Origin of the sequence: Kutzneria sp. 744 (assembly GCF_000568255.1) — a bacterium.
Lineage (GTDB): Bacteria > Actinomycetota > Actinomycetes > Mycobacteriales > Pseudonocardiaceae > Kutzneria.
The window spans coordinates 1397494-1399153 of record NZ_KK037166.1 but is presented as its reverse complement, the minus strand read 5'-3'; the positions used below and the strand labels follow the sequence as shown (position 1 = coordinate 1399153).

3 protein-coding genes are annotated in these 1660 nt (G+C 72.4%); 1 reads left to right on the top strand and 2 read right to left on the bottom strand.

Annotated features, from left to right (window positions below):
• The coding region (locus tag KUTG_RS60825) for an AfsR/SARP family transcriptional regulator (RefSeq protein ID WP_043715537.1) at nucleotides 1-617 on the bottom strand (617 nt) is incomplete at its 3' end.
• 152 nt (nucleotides 618-769) lie between these two features.
• On the opposite strand from KUTG_RS60825, the gene KUTG_RS06085 reads away from it, so the two are divergent.
• Entirely contained in the window at nucleotides 770-1465 is a 696-nt protein-coding gene (locus tag KUTG_RS06085; protein ID WP_157494355.1) for a hypothetical protein, read from the top strand.
• Here the strand turns inward: KUTG_RS06085 and KUTG_RS60820 are convergent.
• Nucleotides 1456-1660 (bottom strand): methyltransferase (locus tag KUTG_RS60820; protein WP_043715533.1); only part of this gene is annotated, 205 nt, incomplete at its 5' end. The two genes, KUTG_RS06085 and KUTG_RS60820, sit on opposite strands and share 10 nt — an antisense overlap.

Genomic DNA, 1660 nt, shown 5'->3' with positions numbered 1-1660 from the left:
GGCCGTTCCCGGATGGGGTACTCGTGCACCAGGCCCGCGATGTCGGCCACGGCCGTCGTGTGCTGGCCGTTGGCCAGCGCGGCCTCCGACCGGAGCTCACGCGCGACCACCCGCAGCTCGCCGAGCCGGTTGCGCTGCGACTGCGCGTACGGGCCGGTCACTCCCGAGAACGCCTCTCCCTGCCACAGGGACAGCCCCTCGTCGATCGACCGCAGCGCCCCGGCGGCGTCGCCGGCCGCGAGCTGGTGCTCGGCGTGGTCACGCAGCCGGTTGAACTCGACGACGTCCAGGTCGGCCGGCGCCAGCAGCAGCCGGTAGCCCGCGCCCTCCGACACCAGCAGCCCCGACGACTCGCGCCGGCCCCGGTCCGGTTCCAACGCCTTCCGCAGCGACGAGATGTACGTGTAGAGGCTGCCTTCCACGGTCGCGGGCGGGTTCTCGCCCCACACGCCGTCGATGAGCTCCTCTCGGGAAACGACCGTGGACGTGCGCATGGCCAGCATGGCGATGACGGCCCGCGGCAGCGGCGAGCCCAGGGTGACTTCCCGGTCCCCGGCCCACAGGCGCACCGGCCCGAGCAGCTTGGCCCGCAGCCCGGGGGTCGGTTGGCTCGTCATCTGGAATCACTCCGCCGGTCGCTCGTCACGATCACCGCACAGTGTCACGTATCGGGCAGCGCCTGTGCCACAGCGGCCGCTCTGAAGACGACGTCGAGAGCGTTTGGAGATCGGCCGGCAACCCTGTGGCGGTGGGTGGATGTGGATTGTGCGTGGAGGTGGGCGGTGCGGTGGAGGGCGCGGTCGGCGGCCGGCAGGACGGGCATGCTTTTCTGACCGCCCGGACGACGCTCGGGGACGTCGTCGGCTTCTCCACCGCCTGCTTCACGCCGCCGGAATTCCCGGTGGCGGCGCTGGCGTGCCAGACGCACGGCGCCAACGCGGTGGAGATCGCCTGCGGCGAATCCACCCGATTGGATGCCCTCGTGCACGCCCGTGACCAGCTCAGACTGCACGGGCTGCGGCCGTCGCTGCACGCCGTCGGCCAGGTGGACCGCCTCGTCGGCCTGGGCATGCCGGTGGTGGTGCCGGCCGATCTGGCCGTCGGCCCGCTGACCAGAACTGTGCTGCTGCGCAACACCGGCGACCCCGATCGGCTGGACGAGGCGATGGAGGTCCATCCCGACGCCTCCTTCGGCATGGACGCGTCGCTGGCCTTCGCGGTGGGCGGCTTCACCCAGGTCAAGTCGTTCGCCTCCCGCCACGGCGATCGGCTGGCCCAGGTCAACGTGGGCGGCGTCGAGGTCGAGGCGGACGTCGTGGAGCTGGTGCGGGCCTGTTTCGACGCGGCCGGCCGGGCCGTTCCGGTGATCGTGGAACGGCCCGGCTCGGTCTGGTCCGAGGGCCTGAGCGGCGACATCGAGCGCCTCAGGGCCCTGGCCCGCCGCTTCCTGACCCCCTACCGCTGAGCGCGGCGGGCGCGCAGCACATAGGTGTCCAGCGGCAGGGCGATGGCCGCGGTGAGCTCGAAGCCGGCGTCGGCCAGCAGCTCGCGGTAGTGGGACTCGGTGCGCTCCCGGCCGCCCACGTTGCACAGCATGTGAATGTCCCACGCCACGGCGAGGGACTCGATGTCGGCGTCGGCCGGCAGCAGGCGCTCGATC